Below are 25,114 nucleotides of genomic sequence, written 5' to 3'. Positions count from 1 at the left end.
TAACTAACATCACTTAAACCAAACAACAATTAAATAAATAGCATATGTCACAAATTGCTGGACACATTTCGCAGATTATCGGTCCTGTTATCGATGTCTATTTCGATACGGAAGGACAGGATGCGGAAAAAGTGCTTCCGAAGATTCATGATGCCTTGAGAATTGACCGTGGCGACGGGCGCGAACTGATTGCCGAGGTGCAGCAGCACATCGGTGAGGATACGGTGCGCTGCGTGGCTATGGATAATACCGACGGACTGCACCGTGGACTGGAAGCGATCCCCCTGGGCTCACCGATCGTGATGCCTGCCGGTGATCAGATCAAGGGTCGAATGCTGAACGTGATCGGTCAGCCTATCGATGGTATGAAACAACTCGATATGGAGGGCGCTTATCCAATCCACCGCGAAGCTCCGACATTTGAGGATCTCTCCACGAAGAAGGAGATCCTGGCCACAGGTATCAAGGTTATCGATCTGTTGGAGCCCTATATGAAGGGTGGTAAGATTGGTCTCTTCGGTGGTGCCGGTGTAGGAAAGACCGTGCTCATCATGGAGCTGATCAATAATATTGCCAAGGGACATAATGGATTCTCAGTGTTCGCCGGCGTGGGAGAGCGTACCCGTGAGGGTAACGACCTGATCCGAGAGATGATCGAGTCGGGCGTGATCCGTTACGGTGATAAGTTCCGTCAGGCGATGGATGAAGGCAAGTGGGACCTCTCACTCGTCGATCCCGAGGAGCTGAAGAAGAGCCAGGCTACTCTGGTCTATGGACAGATGAACGAGCCTCCTGGGGCACGTGCCTCTGTGGCCCTGTCGGGACTGACCGTGGCCGAGGGCTTCCGTGATGCAGGTGGTAAGGACGGCGGTGCCGCCGATATCCTGTTCTTCATCGATAACATCTTCCGTTTCACGCAGGCTGGTTCTGAGGTGTCGGCCCTGTTGGGTCGTATGCCGTCGGCCGTGGGTTATCAGCCGACGCTGGCCTCGGAGATGGGTACGATGCAGGAGCGTATCACCTCAACGAAGACGGGCTCTATTACCTCCGTGCAGGCTGTGTATGTGCCTGCCGACGACTTGACCGACCCGGCACCTGCCACCACGTTCACGCACTTGGATGCGACGACGGTGCTCGACCGTAAGATCGCTGAGCTCGGTATCTATCCGGCTGTGGATCCTCTGGGTTCTACCTCTCGTATTCTTGACCCGCTGATCGTGGGTAAGGCACACTATGACTGTGCCCAGCGCGTGAAGGAGATTCTTCAGCGTTACAAGGAGTTGCAGGATATCATCGCCATCCTCGGTATGGACGAACTCTCCGACGAGGATAAGTTGACGGTGAACCGTGCCCGTCGTGTACAACGCTTCCTCTCTCAGCCGTTCTCTGTGGCATCACAGTTCACCGGTCTGCCGGGTGTGATGGTGCCCATTGAGGAGACCATCAAGGGCTTCAACGCCATTCTCGACGGTGAGGTGGATGATCTGCCTGAGCAGGCATTCCTCAATGTCGGAACCATCGAGGAGGCCAAGGAGAAGGCCAAGAAGTTGCTTGAGGCCGCGAAGGGGTGACTTGACTCTGCTCTCGCTTCATCGCGAGCTTGAACTTTGAACTTAGAACATTGAACTATATGTTGCAACTGAGGGTTGTCTCGCCTGAGAAAATTGAATACGACGGAACCGTTGAGAGTGTGTTGGTGCCTGGTGCCATGGGACAGTTTGAGATCCTGACGAACCATGCGCCTATCATCTCGTCACTGTCTCAGGGCGACGTGATCTATGCTGCTGCCGACGGTAAGCACACCATCGCTATCGCTGGTGGCTTTGTGGAGGTACAGAAGAATAAGGTAAGTCTTTGCGTAGAACTACAAGAACATGACTAAGAACGTTGTCAATACCTACCTGAGACAGAGTATTTGTCTGATAGCAGGTCTCAGTCTGCTATTCCTGCTCTATGTCAACATCTGGGGTGATGTGGAGCTGATGGCAAAGCCGATCTGTATCTCAGCGGTGTTCCAACTGGTGGCCTGCATCGCTTACGCCCTGGTGTGGAAGTGGGTTCAGGCGACATCGCCTTCCAGCATGCCTACACTCTACATGGCGGCATCGTCTATCCGTATGTTTGCTGCCATCGTCGTTGTGCTGGCGTTCTGTTTCCTGGCTTCTAGTCGTACTTCAATCCTGTGGTTCGTCGGCATCTTCCTGATTTACTATTTCGTAGTTCTGATCTATGATACGTGGTATTTCGTCAGGAACGAGAAGAAGATTAAACAAAATGTATAAAGTGAAGATAATGAGATATTTGCTTTTATGTCTAACCTTTCTTTTTGCCGTCGGCACACCTGTGTCGGCTAACGAGCGTGAGGGGGTGGACGTGAAGGAGATTGTGCTTGGTCACCTCTCTGACGCTTATGAGTGGCATATCACCACCGTAGGCGGTCATCATATCAGTATTCCTCTGCCGATTATCGTCAGAAGTGAGGCCACCGGTGAGTGGCATGCTTTCTGCAGCTCGCGCATCGAGGAGGCGATGGAGGAGGGGAAGGCCGACTACATGGGCTTCTATTTCAATGAGGAGAAGAACGGTAAGATCTACGAGCGTCTCTCTGACGGGACGAGTGTCCGTCCGTGGGATATCAGTATCACCAAGAGTGTGGTTCAGATATGGATTGTCGTAGCCATCATGCTGGCTATTTTCCTTGGTTGTGCCTCGTGGTATAAGAAGCACGATGCGACCAAGGATGTGCCTAAGGGCTTTGTTGGTATGGTGGAGATGCTGGTGATGACCATTCACGATGACCTGATCAAGGACTCCATCGGTGAGAAGCATTACCGTCCGTATGCTCCTTACCTGCTCACGGTGTTCTTCTTCATCCTGATCACCAACATGTTGGGACTGTTGCCTATCTTCCCCGGTGGTGCCAATGTGACGGGTAACATCAACATCACCTTTTTCCTGGCGCTCTGTACGATGCTGGCTGTCAACCTCTTCGGGAATAAGGAGTACTGGAAGGAGATCTTCTGGCCCGATGTGCCGGCTTTCCTGAAGGCTTATCCAGTGGCTATCATGCCTATCATCGAGTTCTTCGGCATCATCACCAAGCCTTTCGCCCTGATGGTCCGTCTCTTTGCCAACATGATGGCCGGTCACGCCATTATCCTGTCGTTCACGGCTATCATCTTCATCGGATGGTCGCTGAATGCCTGCCTGGGCTCAGGACTGACCCTGCTCAGTTTCGTGATGATCCTTTTCATGAACTGTCTGGAGTTCCTGGTTGCTTTTATACAGGCTTATGTCTTTACGATGCTCAGTGCCGTGTTCATCGGACTGGCACATCCCGAGCATCATCACGAGTGAAAATAAAAAATTAAAACATTAAATATTTACAACTAAAATTTTAAAGTTATGATAACATCATTGTTATTACAGGCAGCAGCCGCTGCTGGTCTTGCTAAGTTTGGTGCCGGTCTCGGCGCAGGTATTGCAGCTATTGGTGCCGGTCTCGGTATCGGTCGTATTGGTGGTAATGCTATGGATGCCATCGCACGTCAGCCCGAGGCAGCAAGTACCATCCGTACCAACATGATTCTGACAGCCGCATTCGTTGAGGGTGTTGCCCTGTTCGCTGTCGTCGTATGTGCACTTTGCGTATTCATCTAATCCTCAAACTCATCTGTGCAAATGGACTCAATTAACTTACCATCAATACTTACGCCCGACTTCGGACTCTTCTTCTGGATGTTCGTGGCGTTCTTGGTGGTCTTTCTCCTTCTTGCCAAGTTCGGCTTCCCCGTCATAACCCATATGGTGGAGGAACGGAAGAACTATATCGACGAGAGTCTCCGTAAGGCCCACGAGGCTCAGGAGCGTCTTGCCAATATCGAGAAAGAAGGTGAATCCATCTTGCAGGAGGCTCGCGAGAAGCAGGCTCAGATATTGAAAGAAGCTGCCGAGACGCGCGACGCGATCGTGGAGAAAGCACAGGAGAAGGCCAAGAGTGAGGGGGCTCGTCTGCTTGACGATGCGCGTAATGCCATCGAACAGGAGAAGAAGGCCGCCATTGCCGATATCCGTGCCCAAGTGGCCACGCTCAGTGTCGAGATCGCTGAGAAGGTTCTCAAACAGAACCTCAAGGATGATCAGTCGCAGATGGATCTGATTGACCGTATGCTGGATGATATTTCTTCAACTCACTAATTTGATATAACGTATGGATATAGGAGTCATATCGGTAAGATACGCCCGTGCGCTGCTCAAGAGTGCTACTGACGCGAAGATCGAAGATGCGGTATATGCCGAGATGCAGCAGCTCGCCAAGAGCTATGCCGACGTGCCGCAGCTGCGGTTGACGATTGACAATCCGATGCTCTCGAAAAACGATAAGGAGAAGCTCTTGCTGACCGCTGTCGGCAAGGAGCCCTCCTCGCTCACCAAGGCCTTTGTCGAGTTGGTGCTCAAAGAAGGTCGAGAGAGTGTGATGCAGTTCATCGCCCATTCGTATGTCACGCTATACCGGCAACAGAAGAATGTCATCCGAGGATGTCTCATCACCGCTGCTGCAGTGTCACCTGCCACAGAGCAGAAGATGCGCCAGTTGGTGGAGAGCAAGACCAATGGAACGGTGGAGTTCGAGACGGAGGTGAACCCCGATATCATCGGTGGCTTCATCCTCGAGTATGACACTTATCGCATGGATGCCAGTGTCAAGACGAAGCTCAACTCCATCTTAACACAACTAAAGAAGTAAACGACCACGAATGACACAAATTAATCTAATTTTTGTCAAGCGCAGCAATTCGTGAAATTAGTGAAATTCGTGGTAGAAAGAAAATAGAATTAAAGTATTTATGTCAGATAAGATTAAACCAAGCGAAGTATCCCAGGTCCTGCTTGACCAGTTGAAGGGCATCTCTCAAGCAGAGAAGTTCGACGAGGTGGGTACTGTGCTCACCGTCAGCGACGGTGTGGCTCGTATCTATGGTCTGCGTAATGCCGAGGCCAACGAACTCCTGGAGTTCGAGAATGGTACGATGGCTATCGTGATGAACCTGGAGGAGGATAACGTCGGTTGTGTGCTCCTCGGTTCGACATCGGGCATTAAGGAGGGTATGGTCGTGAAGCGTACCAAGCGTATCGCTTCTATCCGTGTTAATGACAACATGCTCGGTCGTGTGATCAACCCGCTGGGACAAGCCATCGATGGTAAGGGCGATATCGACCTGAGCGAGGCATTCGAGATGCCTCTTGACCGTAAGGCCCCCGGTGTGATCTACCGTCAGCCCGTGAAGGAGCCGTTGCAGACCGGTCTGAAAGCTATCGACTCGATGATCCCCATCGGTCGCGGTCAACGTGAGCTCATCATTGGTGACCGTCAGACGGGTAAGACAGCCATCGCCGTGGATACCATCATCAACCAGAAGAGTTTCTATGAGGCAGGTAAGCCTGTCTATTGTATCTATGTGGCCATCGGTCAGAAAGCCAGTACCGTAGCCGCTCTTGTCTCTACGTTGCAGGAGCACGGTGCCATGCCTTACACCATCGTGGTGGCTGCTACTGCAGCCGATCCGGCTGCCATGCAGTACTACGCACCGTTTGCCGGTGCTGCCATCGGTGAGTATTTCCGTGACCGTGGTCTGCCCGCCCTCGTGGTCTATGACGACCTGTCGAAGCAGGCCGTAGCTTACCGTGAGGTGTCGTTGATTCTGCGTCGTCCTTCGGGTCGTGAGGCCTATCCGGGTGATGTGTTCTATCTCCACTCCCGTCTCCTTGAGCGTGCCGCCAAGATGAACGAGCAGCAGGAGGTGGCTGAGCAGATGAACGACCTGCCCGAGTGCATGAAGGGTCATGTGAAGGGTGGCGGTTCTCTTACCGCTCTGCCTATCATTGAGACACAGGCAGGTGACGTGTCGGCTTATATCCCCACGAACGTGATCTCCATCACTGATGGTCAGATTTTCTTGGAGAGTGACCTCTTCAACCAGGGCTTCCGTCCTGCCATCAACGTCGGTATCTCTGTGAGCCGTGTCGGTGGATCGGCACAGATCAAGTCGATGAAGAAGGTGGCCGGTACGCTGAAGATTGACCAGGCCCAGTACCGTGAGCTCGAGGCCTTCTCGAAGTTCTCGAGTGATATGGATGCCGTGACGGCGATGACCCTCGACCGTGGTCGTAAGAACAACCAGTTGCTGATTCAGCCTCAGTATAGTCCGATGCCCGTAGGAGAGCAGATTGCCATCCTCTATTGTGGTGTCCATGGCTTGATGCGTGAGGTGCCCATCGACAAGGTGCGCGAGTGTCAGGGACAGTTCCTCGACAAGATGCGTTCTACTCACCCTGAGGTGATCGAGACGCTTGCCAGTGGAAAGATCGACGACGCTACGACCGCCACGATCGAGTCTGTCATGGCCGACATCGCGGGAACGTATAAGTAAGTCCTTAAAACAAGGAATTATGCCAAGTCTGAAAGAAATTAAAGGACGGATTGCCTCTGTAAATTCCACACGGAAGATCACGTCGGCCATGAAGATGGTTGCATCGTCGAAGTTGCACCATGCCCAGGTGGCGATACAGAATATGCTTCCCTACGAGACCTTGTTGGAGCATATCCTGAAGTCGTTCTTGGCTGCCGAGGCCGACTCACAGACCATCTATGATCAGGTGCGTCCGGTGAGACGTGTGGCACTTCTGGTGTTCTCGTCGAACTCCTCTCTCTGCGGAGGTTTCAACGCCAATATCATCAAGATGATGAACCAGGCCGTTGATGCCTATGCGCAGGAGATAGGTCGTGAGAACGTGGAGGTATATCCTATTGGTCGGAAGGTCTATGAGAAAGCCCAGAAGATGGGACTGAATGTGCAAGGTGAGTTCTCGGCTTTGGCCGACAAACCTAACGTACATCAGTGCATAGAGATCGCCATGGAACTCGGACGGAAATTTGCTGAAGGTGAGTTAGATAAGGTTGAACTGATCTATCATCACTTTAAGAGCGCGGGTTCGCAGGTGCTCACTCGTAAGACCTTCTTGCCCATCGATATCGAGGAGGAGTTGCAGCGCGACCATGAGCGTGATCTCACCAGTATGGTGGCCACGCGAGAGTCGCAGGAGTATCTGAAGAAGAGAGGGGACAGAGGACAGGAGTCGGGAGACCGGAGTCAGGAGGAGGTGAAGCCACTCAATGATAACTTCATCGTAGAGCCCGACATGGATACCGTTCTCTCGCAGTTGATACCGAAGTTGGCCCACCTGATGCTCTACACAGCTCTGCTCGACTCGAATGCTTCGGAGCATGCCGCCCGCATGGTGGCCATGCAGACGGCGACCGATAATGCCGATGAGTTGCTCAGACAGTTGAACCTGCAGTATAATAAGAGTCGTCAGCAGGCCATTACCAACGAGTTGCTCGATATCGTCGGCGGTTCCGTCAACAACTAAGCTGTTTATTGTACCTGTAATCAACCTATATATCATGAAGATCGGAGATCAAGTGAGATTCCTCAGTGAGGTCGGCGGTGGACGCGTAGCTGGTTTCCAGGGGAAGAACATCGTTCTCGTAGAGGACGAGGACGGCTTCCAGATGCCTATGCTCATCAATGAGGTCGTGGTGGTAGGCGACGAAGACTACGACACGAAGCATGTGGTGGAGGCCAAGGCCAGTTCGGTGAAGGCAGCCCTGCATGCTCATGACGAGGATGAGGAGACAGAGCCGGCCGACAGACCCATCACCTTCCGTGCCAAGCCGGAAGAACGTCGTGGCGGTGATAAGTTGAGCGCTTATCTGGCTTTTGTGCCGATGGATGTGAAAGAATTGTCGCAGACACGTTTCGAGACCTATCTGGTGAACGATTCTAACTACTACCTGCGTTATGTCTATATGACTGCTGAGGGCAATGCCTGGCAGGTGCGGGCAGAAGGAGAGATCGAACCAAACACCAAGGAGTTTATTGAGGAGTTCGGACGGGAGAACCTGAACGAACTGGAGCATGGCTGTGTGCAGATGATCGCCTATAAGCGTGACAAGCATTTCCTTTTGAAGCCGGTGGTCAACGCACAGGTGCGTATGGATCCGGTGAAATTCTATAAGCTACATGCGTTCCGTGAGAATGATTTCTTTGAGCAGCCGGCACTGATATATCCGGTGATTGAGAATGATGTCCAAAAGATTAAGTTATGAGATACGGATTTGCGAAGGTGGCCGCAGCCGTTCCTGCGGTGAGAGTAGCGGATGTCGATTACAACATCCAGCAGATTGAGAGTCTGATCGCCCAGGCGGAAGGACGAGACATTGAGTTGATGGTGTTCCCGGAACTCTGTGTCACGGGCTATTCCTGTCAGGACCTTTTCAAGGAGCAGTTGTTGCTCGACAAGGTGGAGGAGGGCGTCATGGTGTTGCTTGACTTCACCAGGAAGTTGGACATTATCTCCGTGGTCGGTCTGCCGGTTGTGATCAACGGTCTGTTGTATAACTGTGCGGCTGTCATACAAGGCGGTTCTCTTCTGGGTATCGTTCCCAAGACCTATCTGCCTAACTATGGTGAGTTCTACGAGAAACGTTGGTTCGCTTCTGCCCAGGATCTGAATCCTACGGACATCTATTTCGCAGGCAGTCCTGTCCATGTCAGTGCCGAGCCTCAGTTGTTCGTGACGCGTGGCGGTATGAAGTTCGGTATTGAGATCTGTGAGGATGTTTGGGCTCCGATTCCACCGAGTAATAATCTGGCATTGGCCGGTGCAGACATCATCCTGAACCTCTCGGCCAGTGACGAGCTGATCGGTAAGCATGCCTATCTGAAGTCGTTGTTGGCCCAGCAGAGTGCACGAATGGTCTGTGGCTATGTCTATGCAAGCTGTGGTTTCGGAGAGTCGACGCAGGATGTGGTCTATGGCGGTAATGCCATGATCTTCGAGAACGGACAGTTGCTCGTTGAGGGCGACCGTTTCTCGTTCCAGCCACAGATACGGACGACTCAGATTGATATAGAGAAACTGCGTGTGGAGCGTCGTTGTAATACGACGTTCATCAATGCACAGCGTCATGCCAGTGCGCATGAGGTGGCGTGTAAGCCTGTCGCACCGCGTGACTTCGAGTTGCAGCGAGAGATAGACCCGCATCCCTTTATTCCGAAGGACGAGAATATGCAAGCATCCTGTGAGGAGATACTGAATATCCAGGTGTCTGGTTTGGCGAAACGTCTCTATCATGTCAACGCCCAGAAGGCGGTGATCGGTATCAGTGGTGGATTGGATTCCACCCTCGCTCTTCTGGTGACGGTGAAGGCCTTTGATAAGATCGGACTGGATCGGAAGGGTATCATCGGCATCACCATGCCGGGCTTCGGGACGACCGATCGTACCTATCATAATGCGATGAAGTTGATGGAGACCCTGGGTGTGACCATCCGTGAGATCAGTATTGCCAAGGCTGTGACCCAGCACTTCAAGGATATCGGTCATGATCACGACCTGCATGATGTGACTTACGAGAACTCACAGGCCCGTGAGAGGACGCAGATCCTGATGGACGTGGCCAACAAGGAGAATGCAATCGTGGTCGGAACGGGTGATCTCTCGGAGCTGGCACTCGGTTGGGCCACCTATAACGGTGATCACATGTCGATGTATGGTGTGAATGTCGGTGTACCGAAGACGCTGATCCGTTATCTGGTCAGTTATGTGGCTGGTGAGATGGCGACGGAGACCCTGCTCGATATCATTGACACGCCGATATCGCCGGAACTGATTCCTGCCGACGAGGATGGAAAGATTAAACAGAAGACCGAGGATCTTGTCGGTCCTTATGAGTTGCATGATTTCTTCATCTATTATTTCCTCCGCTACGGGTTCAGTCCGAAGAAGATCTTCCTTCTGGCACAACGGGCATTCTGTGTCCCCTCGACGAACAATGGAGGAGAGCCTCTCTATACGGAGGATGTGGTTAAGAAATGGCTTACCACCTTCTGTCGCCGTTTCTTCACGCAGCAGTTTAAACGCAGTTGTCTGCCCGACGGACCGAAGGTCGGTAGTGTGAGTCTGTCGCCGCGCGGTGACTGGCGGATGCCGAGTGACGCGTCGTATGCGATATGGATGAAGGAATGTGAAAAACTTTAGGATATTGAAGATAAAGAAAAATGAGTTAGCTGAATGCTAACTCATTTTCTTTTAGTGTGATGTGGATCGTGGCACCGGGTTCGAGATTGCCATTCACAATCAGATCGCTGATGCCATCTTCGATATAGTTCTGGATGGCGCGCTTAAGAGGACGGGCACCGAACTGCACATCATATCCCTTTGTGGCTACGAACTCCTTGGCATCGTCGGCGAGGTCGATGTGGTAGCCAATCTGTTCGATACGCTGATAGAGTCCTTTCAGTTCAATATCGATAATCCGTTTGATAGCCTCCAAGTCGAGTTGGTCGAAGGTGATGATCTCATCAAGACGGTTGAGGAACTCAGGTGAGAACTGCTTTGAGAGCGCTTTCTGTACGATGCTACGCGCATTGGCCTTGTCGCGCTCGTTGAGAGCCAGACCCGTGCTGTTCGACGCACTGAAGCCAACCCCTCGGCCGAAGTCCTTCAACTGACGTGTTCCTGCATTCGACGTCATAATGATGACCGTGTTACGGAAGTCGATGAACCGTCCATTGCCATCCGTCAGTCGTCCTTCGTCAAGCACCTGCAGCAAGAGGTTGAACACATTTCCATGAGCTTTCTCTATCTCGTCGAGCAAGACGATGGAGTAGGGGTGACGACGCACCCGCTCCGTCAGTTGTCCACCTTCCTCATATCCCACGTATCCCGGAGGGGCACCAATCAGTCGGGAGGTGTTGAAGCTCTCCGTATATTCGCTCATGTCGATGCGGATCAGTGCTTCGCTGCTGCCAAACATGAATTCTGCCAGTTTCTTGGCAAGGTAAGTCTTACCGACACCTGTAGGACCGAGGAACATAAACACACCGATGGGGTGGTTGGGATCCTTCAGACCGACCCTGTTGCGCTGGATGGCCTTCACCATCTTGTCGATGGCCGCATCTTGAGCAATGACGGCATTCTTCAGTTCCTGCGCCATACCTTTCAGACGGATGCCCTCCTGTTCGGCCATCCGTTGTACGGGAACACCAGTCATCATCGAGACGACGTCGGCAACCTGTTCGGCACTTACGACTTGTCGTTCCTCGCCATCGCCTTCTTTCCAGCGATCGTTCAGGATCTTCAACTCTGCTTCCAGCACGGTCTGGCGGTCACGATAGCCCGCAGCGAGCTCGAAGTTCTGGTTCTTGACGGCAAGCTGTTTCTTCTCCTTCACGAACTCGATCTCCTTCTCCTTCTCGGTGATCTCGGGTGGAATCTGGGCATTACCCAGGTGGACACGTGATCCCGTCTCGTCGAGCGCATCGATAGCCTTATCAGGCATGAACCGGTCTGTCACGTAGCGGTCTGTCAATTTGACACACGCTTTTAGAGCCTCATCGGTATAGATGACATGGTGATGGTGCTCGTAGCGTTCCTTGATATTCTGAAGAATCTGCAGTGTCTCCTCATTGGTGGTCGGCTCTACCTGTACCTTCTGGAAGCGACGCTCCAAGGCTCCGTCTTTCTCGATGGAGTTTCTGTACTCGTCGAGAGTCGTGGCACCAATACACTGGATAGTGCCTCTTGCCAAGGCCGGCTTCATGATGTTCGCGGCATCCATGGAACCAGGTGTTGAGCCCGCGCCGATGATGGTATGGATCTCGTCGATGAACACGATCACGTCGGGGTTGGCCTCTAACTCTTTCATCAGGGCTTTCAGACGTTCCTCAAACTGACCGCGATACTTCGTGCCGGCAACTACACCCGTCATGTCGAGGGTGAAGATCCGTTTTCCGAAGAGCATCGGACTGGTGTGATGACTGGCAATTTGCTGTGCCAGTCCTTCGACGATGGCGCTCTTACCGACACCCGGTTCACCTATCAGGATCGGGTTGTTCTTCTTCCTTCTTCCGAGGATCTCGATGATACGTTGTATCTCCTTCTCTCGTCCCACGCACGGATCCAGTTTGCCGTCAATGGCAGCCTGGGTCAGATCGGTGCCGAAAGCCTCCAAGACAGGTGTTTTCGAGGTGGACTTCTTCTGGGTGGTAGCCGTCGCCTTCTTGGACTGCCCGGACTCACCTAAGTCCTCTGTTTCATCGAAATCGTCCTCATCTTCGTCGGGGAGTCCGATACCGTTAGTGATTCCATTATGCGGGGCGAATAGCATAGCCATCGCATCCTCGTAATTGACATTGTTCATTTCTAATACTTGTTTGGCACCATTGTTAACGGCATCATGCAGGATGGCCAGCAACAGGTGCTGTTCGTCTACTTTGGTCGTCCTCTGGATTCTGGCTTCCAGAACGGCCAGCTTCAGAATGTTACTTGCTTTCTCGTTGAGCACAAGCTCTGTCGTATTGATTGGCATTCCGATTTCGTCCTCACGTACCCTTTCCTCCAGTTCCGTCTTGACTGATTGTAAGTTCAGGTTAAGACGATGAAACAGGTCGATGACAGGACCGTCATTGCTTCTGAGCATACCCAACAACAGGTGCTCCGGTCCTACTGAACGGCTGGCCAGACGTGCTGCCTCCTCACGCGAGAAAGCGAGTATTTCCGATACTTTGGGTGAAAACTGGCTAGTCATATTATAAATGTATTTTTGTTAGATAATGCAAATATACGAATAATTCTGCAAACATCGTGCCAAACTTACCGAAAAACTTTCCGCTAAAATAGCTTAAAAGGTTTGTCGGAATGGAAAAAAATAACTACCTTTGCACGGTTAAAAACGCGTCAGAATGGCTAAAAAATGCCTTAAACGCAAAATCACGAAAAATAAGAAGAGTAAAAATTAGAATAAATGATGGATCAGAATTTCGACAACGACAGAATTATTAAGATCAACATTGAGGAAGAAATGAAATCCAGCTACATTGACTACTCTATGTCAGTCATTGTGGCACGTGCCCTCCCTGATGTGCGTGACGGCTTCAAGCCTGTGCATCGCCGTATCCTATACGGTATGATGAATATCAACAACGTCTCCACACAGCCTTACAAGAAGTGTGCACGTGTCGTCGGTGAGGTGCTCGGTAAGTATCACCCCCATGGTGACTCCTCAGTGTATGGCGCCCTGGTGCGTATGGCACAGGACTGGAATATGCGCTATACACTTGTTGATGGACAAGGAAACTTCGGTTCTGTCGACGGTGACTCGCCTGCAGCCATGCGTTATACGGAGTGCCGTCTATCGAAGATGGGTGAGCATATCATGGACGACCTCGATAAGGAGACGGTCGATATGATGAATAACTTCGATGACTCGTTGGAGGAGCCGACGGTCATGCCGACCAAGATACCTAACCTGTTGGTGAACGGTGGTAATGGTATTGCCGTGGGTATGGCAACGAATATGCCGACCCATAATCTGGGTGAGGTGATTGATGGCTGTTGTGCCTATATCGACAATCCCGATATCGATACCGAGGGGTTGATGCAGTATATCCCAGGTCCGGATTTCCCGACAGGCGCATATATCTATGGCTTGCAGGGTGTCAAGGATGCCTATGAGACCGGTCGTGGACGTATTGTGATGCGTGCTAAGGCGGAGATCGAAAGTGGCGACACCCATGATAAGATTGTCGTGACGGAGATCCCATATGGTGTTAACAAGGCCGATCTGGTGGCCTATATCGCCGATCTGGCCACTCAGCATAAGATTGAGGGTGTGGCAAACGTCAACGATGAGTCGGGACGTCAGGGTATGCGTATCGTGGTCGATGTGAAGCGCGATGCCAATGCCAATGTGCTCTTGAACAAGCTCTTTAAGATGACTGCCCTGCAGAGTTCCTTCTCTGTGAATAATATCGCACTGGTGAAGGGCAGACCCCGTCTGCTCACGCTGAAAGAGTGTGTGAAGTACTTTGTGGAGCATCGCCACGATGTGACGATACGTCGCACCCAGTACGACCTGAGAAAAGCCCAGGAGCGTGCCCACATCCTTGAGGGCTTGATTATCGCCGTGAACAATATCGACGAGGTGGTACACATCATCAGAAACAGTAAGACGCCTACCGACGCCCAGCGTAACCTTGAGGCTCGCTTTGAGTTGGATGAGCTCCAGTCGAAGGCTATCGTCGATATGCGTCTGGCACAGTTAACTGGTCTGCGTGTCGACCAGCTCCATCAGGAGTTTGATGATCTCCAGAAGCTGATCGCTGATTTGCAGGAGATCCTGGATAACCCTGAGCGCTGTAAGCAGGTGATGAAGGATGACCTTCAGGAAGTGAAAGAGAGATACGGAGACGAGCGTCGTACGGAAATCATTCCGTTTGACCATGAGTTCAATGCAGAAGACTTCTACCCAGATGATCCCGTGGTCATCACGATCTCGCATATGGGCTATATCAAGCGTACAAAGCTGGATGAGTTCCATGAGCAGGGACGTGGCGGTGTAGGTGCTAAGGCTGCCCGTCATCGTGACAACGACTTCACGGAGTATATCTATCCTGCTACGATGCATAATACACTGCTCTTCTTCACCCAGAAAGGACGCTGTTACTGGCAGAAGTGCTATGAGATCCCGGAGGGTGATAAGAACTCGAAGGGTCGTGCCATCCAGAATATGCTTAACATCGAACCGGACGATGCCATCAATGCCGTTCTGCGTATCAAGAACTTCAACGATGAGGAATTCCTGAAGTCGCACTACGTGGTATTCGCCACCAAGCAGGGTATCATTAAGAAGACCTGCCTTGATCAGTATAAGAACGTGCGTTCTGCTGGTGTCAAGGCTATCATTATCAACGAGGGTGACGAGGTCGTAGGTGTTCGCCTTACCAATGGTCACAACGAACTACTGCTGGCTAACCGTAACGGTCGTGCCGTACGTTTCGATGAGAAAGATGTTCGTACCATGGGACGTGTCTCTACCGGTGTCATTGGTATGCGTCTTGACGGTGGTGACGACGAGGTCGTAGGTATGGTCTGCGTCAATGATCCTAATGAGGAGACTATCATGGTGGTCAGCGAGAACGGCTATGGAAAGCGTTCAGAGGTAGAGGACTACCGTAAGACCGCCCGTGGTGCCAAAGGTGTGAAGACCCTCGCTGTCACAGAGAAGACCGGTCGTCTGGTGGCCATCAAGGTGGTAACCGACGAGAATGACCTGATGATTATCAACAAGAGTGGCATCCTGATTCGTCTGAAGGTCGCTGATGTGCGTGTGATGGGTCGTGCTACACAGGGCGTTCGTCTTATCAATCTCACGAAGAAGAACGATACGATCGCCAGTGTTTGCAAGGTCATGCACTCTCAGGCTGAGGAGGAAGATATTGAGGAGGCAGAGGTCGTCAACGACGAACAACTCTCTGATAGTCCTGTTGATGCAGCCTTTGAGACAGATGACAACAACAATAACGAACAATAACATTATCAACCAATTAAAAGGCTTATGAAAAAGTTAATGATGATGGCAATGATGCTGGTGGCCAGTGCTACCACATTTGCCGGTGACAGTGATGCTTTGAAGGCTATCCTCAAGGCAAAGACCTACGCAGAGGCTGAGCAGCTCGTCAAGAGCAGTCTCGGACAGCTTGCTAATGACGCTGAGAAAGCAAAAGCTTATAACAAGCTCGTTGATCTGGCGATGGCTGCTTTCAATGAGCAGAGCACCATCCAGACCGAGAACCAGATTGCGAAGCAGATGGGAAAAGAAGAGAAACCTATTGACGAGAATGCCATGTCAGAGGCCGCATACAATGCAGTCGTATATGGTATTGAGTGCGATAAGTACGATCAACTGCCCAACGAGAAGGGGAAGGTCGCTCCGAAGTTTGCCAAGAACAACGCTATGCGTCTGTGGCTGGCTCCCAGAAACCAGTTGGTTAATGCCGGTCAGAACGCACTGACAGCCAAGGACAATGCCAACGCACGTCGTTTCTGGCAGCTTTTCGCTGAGAGTGATGCCGCACCCCTCTTCAAGGAGTGTGACCGTACTCAGCAGGCTCCTTTCTTCGGTCAGGTAGCTCGTTTCGCTGCTATCTTCGCTTATCAGGACAAGGATATCGAGAAGGCTCTTCAGTTGGCTGATGTCGCCATGAAGGATACTGCAGAGTTTGAGAACGCTCTGAACCTGAAGCTCGAGATCCTCGGTAATGGTCTGACGACCAAGGAAGACTCTGTGAAGTATGTGGATAACCTGAAGGCTATCTATGCTGAGCACAAGGTGAACGGTGTGATGGAGAAGCTCTACAACGTGCTGATGGGCTTGGGTGAGAAGGCTGCAGCCAACCAGCTCCTCGACGATGCACTTGCTGCCGATCCTAATAACTTTGTAGCTCTGGCCGACAAGGGTATGGGACTGCTCAGTGAGAATCCTGCAGAGGCTGTTACATATCTGAAGAAAGCCTATGAGCTGAAGCCCGACAATGCGCTTCTTGCCACCTATGCTGCTACAGCTCTGAGCATGCAGGCTCAGACACTTGAGGATCCGGCTCAGAAGAAAGCTCTTTATACCGAGGCTATCAAATACTACGATAAGGCTAAGGAGTTGGATCCAGATCGTCTGCAGGCCAACTGGGGTTACAACCGTTATAATGCCTACTATAATCTCTATGGTGAGGATGCACCAGAGACTAAGCAGGCAGAGGCTGACTACAAGAACTAAACGGATAAGTTAAAATCCGTCAAATAGTTTGCGGATGCAAGGGGAAATGGTTACCTTTGCATCCGCTATTCTTATAGGAAAAACGAACCAGATGAGAAATAAGAGAAGGATATTGACGATTGGTTGTCTGTTTGTGGTCTCTCTCTGTCTAGCCCAGCGAAGGCAGATCGGTGATGCGCGTACGATCCTGAAAAGTGGCAAGAATTTCGATAAGGCAGAGCAGTTGATGATCGGTCTGTTGAAAGACTCCGTTAATCAGGATAACCCGCGGATATACGATCTCTGGCTGCAGTCGGTAGAGAAACAGTACGAGCAGGTGAACGAGAAAATGTATAAGAAGGAGGTCGCCGATACTGTCCAGCTCTTCAGTCTTGTCCGTAGGCTCTTCACGATCGGGGAACGCCTTGACTCCCTTGATATGAAACCAGACAAAAAAGGAAAGGTAAACCTTCTGTACCGAGAAAACAATGCACGACGTCTGATGGGATACCGGCCTAATCTCTTCTTCGGAGGTGCCTTCCATCTGAGGAAAGGCAACTACGAAACAGCCTTCGACTATTTTGAACAGTATATCGACTGTGTGAGACAACCGCTATTCTCGTCATATAACCTGCAGGCAAACGACGGACATATCGGGGAGGCGGCCTATTGGGCAACCTATTGCGGTTACCGGATGGGCAATGCCGTACAGACACTACGTTACTCTGAACTGGCATGTCAAGACTCGACCAAGCTGGAGTACACACTGCAGTATGTGGCAGAGGCGTGGTTGCAGTTGAAAGACGACTCCCTCTATCTCAGTACAATCAGAGAAGGTTTCCGGCGATTCCCCCAATCACCGTATTTCTTCCCGCGGCTAATAGATAGTCATACAGCGAGAGGAAACTATAGGCAGGCCTTAGCTGTGGTCGATGAAGCGTTACAGAGCGATAGTCTGAATGAACTGTTCCTATTTGCTAAATCGACGATGCTGTTGAACCTGGGGCGTTATACAGAGTGTCTGGACTATAGTCAGCGGCTTATCAGACAGAACGACCAGATGGCCGATGCTTATTATAACGCGGGAACAGCCTGTCTGAATATCGCCCTTGGCATGGATTCTAGGAAAAACAAGAAACAGGTTGTGAAGATGTATCAACAAGCACTTCCCTATATGGAGACCTATCGTAAGTTGGCACCGGAGGAGAAACAGAAATGGGCACCAGCCCTATATCGTATCTATTTCAATCTCAATATGGGAAAGCAGTTTGACGAAATAGACAAAATCTTAAAGAAATGAAAAAGATAACATAGGCAGATACAAGTTTGCTGTTTTATTTTTATCTTTGTAAGTTACAAGTATTATAACAATCCGAAATAAACAAATAAAGGAAAACTATGGCAGATAATGCACAGTTGATTGCCCAGTGTGAGGCAAAAGCAAAGGAATGGCTTGCTCCCGCCTTTGATGAGGAGACACGTAAGGAAGTACAGGCGATGCTTGATGCAGAGGATAAGACCGCTCTCATCGATGCTTTCTATCAGAATCTTGAGTTTGGCACAGGTGGTCTGCGTGGTATTATGGGCGCAGGAACCAATCGCATGAATAAGTATATCGTTGGTATGGCCACGCAAGGTTTTGCGAACTATATCCTGAAGGCCTTCCCCGGTAAACAGTGCTCGGTCGTGGTGGGCCATGACTGCCGTAACAACGGTCGTATGTTTGCTGAGACCGTTGCGGACATCTTCTCGGCCAACGGCATTAAGGTATATCTTTTCGAGAGTCTGCGTCCGACGCCAGAGATCTCGTTTGCTATCCGTCAGTTGGGATGTCAGGCAGGTGTCAATGTCACCGCATCCCACAATCCCCGTGAGTACAATGGCTATAAGGCATACTGGGACGATGGTGCACAGGTGCTTGCTCCGCACGATGTAGGTATCATCGACGAAGTAAATAAGGTATCTATCAATGACGTAAAGTTCGAAGGAAACAAAGAACTTATCGATATTATTGGTGGTGAGATGGACTGGGACTACCTGCAGGCCGTGAAAGAGGCGATGGTTGACCAGGATGTGATCTTGCGCCAGAAGGACCTTAACATCGTTTACTCGCCGATGCACGGAACGGGTCGTGTCATCATTCCTATGGCCCTGCGTTCATGGGGCTTCCAGAACATCCACGTGGTACCCGAGCAGATGGTTATCGATGGTAACTTCCCAACGGTAGTATCACCGAACCCCGAGAATGCCGAGGCCATGACGCTGGGTATGAAGCTCGGTACGCGTCTGAATGCCGATCTCGTGATCGCCTCTGACCCGGATGCCGACCGTCTGGCTATCGTCTGCCGCAACCCGAAGGGCGAGTGGGAGATTCTGAATGGTAACCAGACCTGTATGATGTTCTCTTGGTACATCATTGCCAATAAGAAGAAACTCGGTCAGCTGAAGGGTAATGAGTTCCTCGTGAAGACCATCGTGACCACCGAGGTGATTGCAGAGATTGCCAAGAAGAACGGGGTTGAGTTGCGCGACTGTTATACGGGCTTCAAGTGGATAGCCAATGAGATCCGCGTTTCTGAGGGTCAGAAGAAATATATCGGTGGTGGTGAGGAAAGTTTTGGTTTCCTGCCATTCGATAAGGTGCGTGATAAGGACTCTCCAGCATCTATCTGTCTGATTTGTGAGATCGCAGCATGGGCCAAGGATAATGGTATGACGCTCTATGACCTGTTGATGAATATCTATGCTGAGTATGGTTTCTCGAAGGAGGTGACCATCAACGTGGTTCGTCCAGGTAAGTCGGGCGCTGATGAGATCAAGCAGATGATGACCAATTTCCGTGAGAATCCTCCCCAGGAACTGGGTGGTTCAAAGGTATGTCTATGGAAGGACTACAAGACGTTGGAGGCACGGGATGCAGCAGGTAACGTGACGAAACTCAATATGCCGGATACATCGAACGTGCTCCAGTGGTTCTGCGAAGACGGTACGAAAGTGAGTGTCCGTCCTTCAGGTACGGAGCCGAAGATCAAGTTCTATACCGAGGTAAAGGATCCTTCGTTCAAGTGTGCCGGCTGCTACGAGCGTTGCAGTAAGGCTGCCGAAGAGAAAATTGAGGCCCTTAAGAAGAGTCTTAATCTCTAAGAAGTAACCAGAAATAAAGAACAGGGCCCGCACAACTGCGGGCCCTGTTTTCTTATGAGTATTTTTAATAGATGATATTAGAGAGCGTATAGGCTACGATGGTGGAGACGATCACGCTGATGAGACCTGGCATCATGAACGAATGGTTCAATAAGTATTTGCCGATGACGGTCGTCCCAGAGCGGTCAAAGTTCACCGTGGCGATATCCGAAGGATAGTTGGGGATGAAGAAATAACCGTAGACAGAAGGCAGTACGCCGAGAAGTACGGGACCGGAGATACCCAACGAGTAGGCGAGGGGAAGCATCGCCACGACAACAGCTCCCTGAGAGTTGATGAGCACAGAAACCAAGAAGAACACCAGTGCTATCGACCACGGATAAGCTTTCACGATGTCGGCCAGCATCACCTTCATCTCAGGCAGATAGTTGGAGAAATAAGTATCTGCCAGCCAGGCAATACCGTAAATGGCCACGACAGCTACCATGCCCGACTGCCACACAGGACCGGAGACAGCTTTCTTCGGGGCTGCCTTACAGAAGATAATCATCAAAGCGGCGGCAGAGATCATAACGATCTGGATGACCAGGTTCATGGCCAATGGCTTGTTGAACCATTCTGTCATGCCATTTACATGGACCTTTGCCTTCACCAGCATGTCTGCCGTCAGCGTGGCATTCGTATCGAGGATGAGCGGTTCTGAGCCTTTCACGGCACGAAGGGTATCGTAGGCAGGCAACGCATTCTGGAAGATAGCGAAGAAGACAATGACGGCCAATGCACCGAGGAAGATGAATACGGCATTCTTTGCTGACTGCGGGATTTCCTTGTCGAGCGTCGTGGCATTGCTGCCGTAGATATATTTATATTGCTCAGGATCCTTTAATTTGGCCTGGAACTTCGGATCCTTATCGAGGTCGAGTCCACGGTGGTAGCTGGCAGCGGCAGCGGCCATCAGACCACAGAGACAGGCTGGTATGGAGATCATCAGCACGCCCGGAATGGTGATGTCGAAGTGGTTGGCATTGGAGATACTTACAAAGGCTACTACGGCAGCAGCGATGGGCGAGCAGGTGATACCAACCTGTGATGCCACAGAAGCCACGCCACAGGGGCGTTCTGGACGAATACCTTTCTTTAGGGCGATATCACAGATAATCGGCATCAGTGTATACACTACATGACCTGTTCCTACCAATATGGTCAGGAAGAAGGTACACAACGGAGCCAGGAATGTAATCCGGTCGGGATGCTTACGTAGCAGTCTTTCTGCCATCTGGATCAGCCAGTCCATTCCACCGGATGCCTGCATGATACCAGCACAGGTGACGGCGGCGATGATGATGTAGATAACATCTGTCGGTGGCGTGCCGGGTTTTAGTCCGAAGCCAAAGACCAGAATGGCCAATCCGATACCGGAAATGGCACCTAGGGCAAGGCTGCCGTAACGTGAGCCTACCCACAACGCTCCAAGTACGATACAGAGCTGAAGAATCATTGTAAAAGTTACCATAGATTGTTGATTTGTGTTTATTGTTTTTTGATGATGTTGCTATTCTGGTATATTACTGCAAATATAAGCAATTTATTTATAAAACAACACTTTTTTAGCGGAAATATTAAAAATATTAATTTCATTTTGTAGGCTCGAATATTTTTAGTACCTTTGCGCCCAATATAAAAGTAGAAGAAAAGAAATTTAAGACATAAAGAAGATAATATGGCTAAGAGATTTGCCGAGCATAACGGTCTGAACCTGACCCAGGTCAATAATGATATTCTGGAGATGTGGCGTGCGAAAAACGTGTTCTGGCGCTCTGTGGAAGAGCGTGAGGGCTGTCCGCAGTTTGTTTTCTTCGAGGGACCTCCCTCGGCTAACGGACATCCCGGTATTCACCACGTACTGGCTCGTACCATCAAGGATACCTTCAACCGTTACAAGACGATGAAGGGATATCAGGTGAAGCGTAAGGCAGGATGGGATACCCATGGTCTGCCCGTAGAGCTCGGTGTAGAGAAAGAGCTCGGTATCACGAAGGCAGATATTGATAACAAGGCTTCGGAGAAGTATATCTCAACTGAGGACTACAATAAGAAGTGTCGTGAGAATGTGATGATGTTCACCCAGGAGTGGCGTGACCTGACGGAGAAGATGGGTTATTTTGTTGATCTGGACAATCCGTATATCACCTATGACAACAAGTATATCGAGACGCTGTGGTGGTTGCTGCAGCAGTTCTATAAGAAAGGCCTGCTCTACAAGGGTTATACCATTCAGCCGTATTCGCCAGGTGCCGGTACAGGATTGAGTTCACACGAATTGAACCAGCCCGGTTGTTACCGTGATGTGAAGGACACCACTGTTACCGCTTTGTTCAAGGTTCTGAATCCTAAGGAGGAGTGGACCAAGTGGGGAACACCTTACTTCGTGGCATGGACGACCACACCCTGGACTTTGCCTTCGAACACCGCCCTTTGCGTAGGTCCGAAGATTGACTACGTGGCTGTGGAGACCTATAACGCCTATAATGGTGAGAAGATTACTATCATCTTAGCAGAGAGTCGCCTGAACGCCTATCTGGCTCCCGAAGGTAACATGACCGACGGTGAGGAGATGCCTGAATACAATAAGGGCGAGAAGTTTGTACCTTATCGTATTGTTGGCCACTATACTGGTGAAGAGCTGGTAGGACTGAAGTATCAGCAGTTGATGCCATGGGTGAAGCCATCGGCAAAGCTTGACCAGAACGCAGCCGACTATGTGAAGGCATACGCTGCAGCTCATCCTGAGAAGGTGTTTACCGGTGAGAACGGTAAGGATCAGTTCGTGGAGATGGAGAGCGAGGCTTTCCGCGTGATTCCCGGAGACTATGTGACCACAGAGGATGGTGCCGGTATTGTGCATATCGCACCTACCTTTGGTGCTGACGATGCCAAGGTGGCCAAGGATGCTCATATCCCAAGTCTTTTCCTTATTAATAAGAAAGGTGAGACGCGTCCGATGGTTGACCTGCAGGGTAAGTACTATGTGATGGACGAACTCGATGATAACTTCATCGCTAAGTGTGTGAACAAGGAAGGCTATGGCCATCATGCAGGTGACTATGTGAAGAACGCATACGCCCCTGAGTTCAATAAGGACGGCAAGTATGATGAGCAGGCTGCAGCCAAGGCAGAGGATCTGAACATCGTCATCTGTATGGAGATGAAGCAGGAGGGCACAGCTCTCAAGATTGAGAAGCACGTACACAACTATCCTCACTGCTGGCGTACAGACAAGCCCGTGCTCTACTATCCGCTTGACTCTTGGTTTATCCGATCTACGGCCAAAAAGGACCGTATGTTCGAACTCAATAAAACCATCAACTGGCAACCGGAGTCAACTGGAACAGGCCGTTTCGGTAACTGGTTGGAGAATTTGAATGACTGGAACCTCTCTCGTAGCCGTTTCTGGGGGACACCACTGCCCATCTGGCGCGACGAAGATGGCAAGGAGATCTGTATCGGTTCTGTGGAGGAGCTCTACAACGAAATCGAAAAGGCTGTGAAGGCTGGATTCATGAAGAGCAATCCGTTGAAGGATAACGGTTTCGTGCCTGGTGACATGTCGAAAGAGAACTACGACAAGATTGACCTCCATCGTCCGTATGTTGACCATATCGTATTGGTGTCTGAGAATGGTAAGTCCATGAAGCGTGAGAGCGACCTGATTGACGTCTGGTTTGACTCTGGTTCGATGCCTTATGCCCAGATACACTATCCGTTTGAGAACAAGGATCTCATTGACAAAGGCATTGCCTTCCCCTGTGACTTTATCAACGAAGGTGTGGACCAGACTCGAGGTTGGTTCTTCACGCTGCATGCCATCGCTACGATGATCTTTGATTCCGTGGCATTCAAGAATGTGATTTCTTCAGGTCTTGTGCTCGATGCTAAGGGTAACAAGATGTCGAAGCATGTGGGTAACGTGGTGAATCCGTTTGATATGATTGGTAAGTACGGCAGTGATGCTGTGCGTCTGTATATGATGACAAACTCGGAGCCTTGGGACAACCTGAAGTTCGATCCTGAGGGCGTTGACGAGGTACGCCGTAAGTTCTTCGGAACCTTGTATAATACATACAGTTTCTTTGCGCTGTATGCCAATGTAGACGGTTTTGATCCACAGGCTGCTCAGGTAAGCTTTGATAAACGTCCTGAGATTGATCGTTGGATTCTCTCTTGTTTGAACACACTTATCAAGGGTGTGGAGAAAGAACTTGACGGTTATGATCCCACACGTGCAGGTCGACTGATCGACACTTTCGTGAATGACGACCTGAGCAACTGGTTCGTTCGTCTGAACCGTAAGCGATTCTGGGGTAAGGAGATGAGTGAGGATAAGCTCTCAGCTTACCAGACACTCTATACTTGTCTGATGACCGTAGCTAAGTTACTGGCTCCGTTTGCGCCGTTCTATGCCGACCAACTGTATAAGGATCTGGGTGGCGAACTCGACTCAGTACATCTGGATCAATTCCCTGTAGCCAACGAGGCTCAGATTGATAAGGATCTGGAGGCCCGTATGGAAATGGCTCAGAAGATTACCTCGATGGTACTTGCCCTGCGCCGTAAGGTGAACATCAAGGTTCGTCAGCCGCTGCAGGCCATCATGATTCCTGCCGTTGACGAGACTCAGAAGACGCACATTGAGGCCGTGAAGGACCTGATTATGAACGAGGTGAACGTGAAGGAACTTCGTTTCGTCGAAGGTGCTGGTGTGCTGGTCAAGAAGGTGAAATGTAATTTCCGTACGATGGGTAAGAAGTTCGGTAAGCTGATGAAGAGTGTGGCTGCCGCTATGGATGCCCTTTCGCAGGAGCAGATAGCTGAACTCGAGAAGCAGGGTACCATCGATATCGAGGTCGAGGGCCAGCAGTTGACAGTTGAAGCCGTAGACGTTGATATTATCAGTGAGGATATTCCGGGTTGGTTGGTAGCCAACGAGGGGAACCTGACAGTAGCCCTTGAGGTAGAATTGACTGAGGACCTGAAGAACGAGGGTATGGCTCGCGAGCTGATTAACCGCATTCAGAATATCCGTAAGGAGAGTGGTCTGGAGATTACTGACCGCATCAGTGTGACGCTGGCTCCGAACGATGATGTAAAGAAGGCCGTAGAAAGCTTCGCCGACTATATCAAGACACAGGTATTGGCCGACGATATCAAGTTGGAAGCCAATGATGGTCAGGAGGTTGACTTCGATGAGTTCAAGTTGAATATTAAAGTGAGTAAGAAATAGAACAATAACTATCAAACTTAATGTCTTAATTA

General features: G+C 50.6%; 18 protein-coding genes. 16 read left to right on the top strand and 2 right to left on the bottom strand.

The window, feature by feature from the left end; all coding sequences use genetic code 11:
- Window positions 1–44 precede the first annotated feature (44 nt).
- The 11 genes from atpD (at window position 45) to BMY63_RS01645 (ending at window position 10,104) form a co-directional block, all read left to right on the top strand.
- Window positions 45–1,571, top strand: a complete 1,527-nt coding sequence (atpD, locus tag BMY63_RS01695; RefSeq protein WP_091899436.1) for a F0F1 ATP synthase subunit beta — start codon at window positions 45–47, stop codon at window positions 1,569–1,571.
- A 59-nt stretch (window positions 1,572–1,630) separates the two neighbouring features.
- A complete protein-coding gene (gene atpC / locus BMY63_RS01690) occupies window positions 1,631–1,882 on the top strand; it encodes an ATP synthase F1 subunit epsilon (RefSeq protein ID WP_091914289.1) in 252 nt (83 codons plus the stop codon).
- Window positions 1,875–2,282: a hypothetical protein gene (locus BMY63_RS01685; RefSeq protein ID WP_091914287.1), complete on the top strand. Its 408-nt coding sequence runs from the start codon at window positions 1,875–1,877 to the stop codon at window positions 2,280–2,282. Before atpC ends, BMY63_RS01685 begins: the two co-directional genes overlap by 8 nt.
- A 10-nt stretch (window positions 2,283–2,292) precedes the next feature.
- Window positions 2,293–3,357 carry a F0F1 ATP synthase subunit A gene (atpB, locus tag BMY63_RS01680; RefSeq protein ID WP_256218892.1) on the top strand — a complete coding sequence of 355 codons (1,065 nt, stop codon included), beginning with the start codon at window positions 2,293–2,295 and terminating at the stop codon, window positions 3,355–3,357.
- A 48-nt stretch (window positions 3,358–3,405) separates the two neighbouring features.
- A complete protein-coding gene (atpE, locus tag BMY63_RS01675) occupies window positions 3,406–3,660 on the top strand; it encodes an ATP synthase F0 subunit C (protein WP_091899433.1) in 255 nt (84 codons plus the stop codon).
- 21 nt (window positions 3,661–3,681) lie between these two features.
- Window positions 3,682–4,197 carry a F0F1 ATP synthase subunit B gene (gene atpF / locus BMY63_RS01670; protein ID WP_091899432.1) on the top strand — a complete coding sequence of 172 codons (516 nt, stop codon included), beginning with the start codon at window positions 3,682–3,684 and terminating at the stop codon, window positions 4,195–4,197.
- A 13-nt stretch (window positions 4,198–4,210) separates the two neighbouring features.
- Window positions 4,211–4,747 (top strand): F0F1 ATP synthase subunit delta, encoded by a 537-nt coding sequence (locus tag BMY63_RS01665; RefSeq protein ID WP_091899431.1) that lies wholly within the window; start codon window positions 4,211–4,213, stop codon window positions 4,745–4,747.
- 100 nt (window positions 4,748–4,847) lie between these two features.
- Entirely contained in the window at window positions 4,848–6,431 is a 1,584-nt protein-coding gene (atpA, locus tag BMY63_RS01660; RefSeq protein ID WP_091899430.1) for a F0F1 ATP synthase subunit alpha, read from the top strand.
- A gap of 19 nt (window positions 6,432–6,450) precedes the next feature.
- Window positions 6,451–7,431 (top strand): F0F1 ATP synthase subunit gamma, encoded by a 981-nt coding sequence (locus BMY63_RS01655; protein ID WP_091914283.1) that lies wholly within the window; start codon window positions 6,451–6,453, stop codon window positions 7,429–7,431.
- A 34-nt stretch (window positions 7,432–7,465) separates the two neighbouring features.
- Entirely contained in the window at window positions 7,466–8,170 is a 705-nt protein-coding gene (locus BMY63_RS01650) for a DUF2027 domain-containing protein (protein ID WP_091914281.1), read from the top strand.
- Window positions 8,167–10,104 carry an NAD(+) synthase gene (locus BMY63_RS01645; RefSeq protein WP_091914279.1) on the top strand — a complete coding sequence of 646 codons (1,938 nt, stop codon included), beginning with the start codon at window positions 8,167–8,169 and terminating at the stop codon, window positions 10,102–10,104. The genes BMY63_RS01650 and BMY63_RS01645 overlap by 4 nt, the downstream gene beginning before the upstream one ends.
- Window positions 10,105–10,129: 25 nt before the next feature.
- Here BMY63_RS01645 and BMY63_RS01640 read toward each other — a convergent pair whose 3' ends face one another.
- Window positions 10,130–12,655 (bottom strand): ATP-dependent Clp protease ATP-binding subunit, encoded by a 2,526-nt coding sequence (locus tag BMY63_RS01640; protein WP_091914277.1) that lies wholly within the window; start codon window positions 12,653–12,655, stop codon window positions 10,130–10,132.
- Window positions 12,656–12,874: 219 nt separating this feature from the next.
- Here BMY63_RS01640 and gyrA point away from each other — a divergent pair, with 219 nt between their 5' ends.
- The 4 genes from gyrA (at window position 12,875) to BMY63_RS01620 (ending at window position 19,801) form a co-directional block, all read left to right on the top strand.
- The gene (gene gyrA, locus BMY63_RS01635) at window positions 12,875–15,439 is read left to right on the top strand and encodes a DNA gyrase subunit A (protein ID WP_091899916.1); all 2,565 of its coding nucleotides are present in this window, start codon (window positions 12,875–12,877) and stop codon (window positions 15,437–15,439) included.
- Window positions 15,440–15,463: 24 nt separating this feature from the next.
- The gene (locus tag BMY63_RS01630) at window positions 15,464–16,678 is read left to right on the top strand and encodes a tetratricopeptide repeat protein (RefSeq protein WP_091899425.1); all 1,215 of its coding nucleotides are present in this window, start codon (window positions 15,464–15,466) and stop codon (window positions 16,676–16,678) included.
- A 91-nt stretch (window positions 16,679–16,769) separates the two neighbouring features.
- Window positions 16,770–17,957, top strand: coding sequence for a tetratricopeptide repeat protein (locus BMY63_RS01625; protein ID WP_091914275.1), 1,188 nt, complete (start codon window positions 16,770–16,772; stop codon window positions 17,955–17,957).
- Between the two features lie 98 nt (window positions 17,958–18,055).
- Window positions 18,056–19,801, top strand: a complete 1,746-nt coding sequence (locus tag BMY63_RS01620) for a phospho-sugar mutase (protein WP_091899423.1) — start codon at window positions 18,056–18,058, stop codon at window positions 19,799–19,801.
- Window positions 19,802–19,865: 64 nt separating this feature from the next.
- Here BMY63_RS01620 and BMY63_RS01615 read toward each other — a convergent pair whose 3' ends face one another.
- Window positions 19,866–21,314 (bottom strand): anaerobic C4-dicarboxylate transporter, encoded by a 1,449-nt coding sequence (locus BMY63_RS01615; protein ID WP_091899422.1) that lies wholly within the window; start codon window positions 21,312–21,314, stop codon window positions 19,866–19,868.
- Between the two features lie 207 nt (window positions 21,315–21,521).
- Here BMY63_RS01615 and ileS point away from each other — a divergent pair, with 207 nt between their 5' ends.
- The gene (gene ileS, locus BMY63_RS01610; protein WP_091914273.1) at window positions 21,522–25,082 is read left to right on the top strand and encodes an isoleucine--tRNA ligase; all 3,561 of its coding nucleotides are present in this window, start codon (window positions 21,522–21,524) and stop codon (window positions 25,080–25,082) included.
- Window positions 25,083–25,114: the final 32 nt, after the last annotated feature.

The sequence above is a fragment of the Prevotella aff. ruminicola Tc2-24 genome (assembly GCF_900110895.1).
Classification (GTDB): Bacteria; Bacteroidota; Bacteroidia; order Bacteroidales; family Bacteroidaceae; genus Prevotella.
The sequence above is the reverse complement of the archived record's forward strand: the minus strand, read 5'-3'. Positions and strand labels throughout refer to the sequence as shown.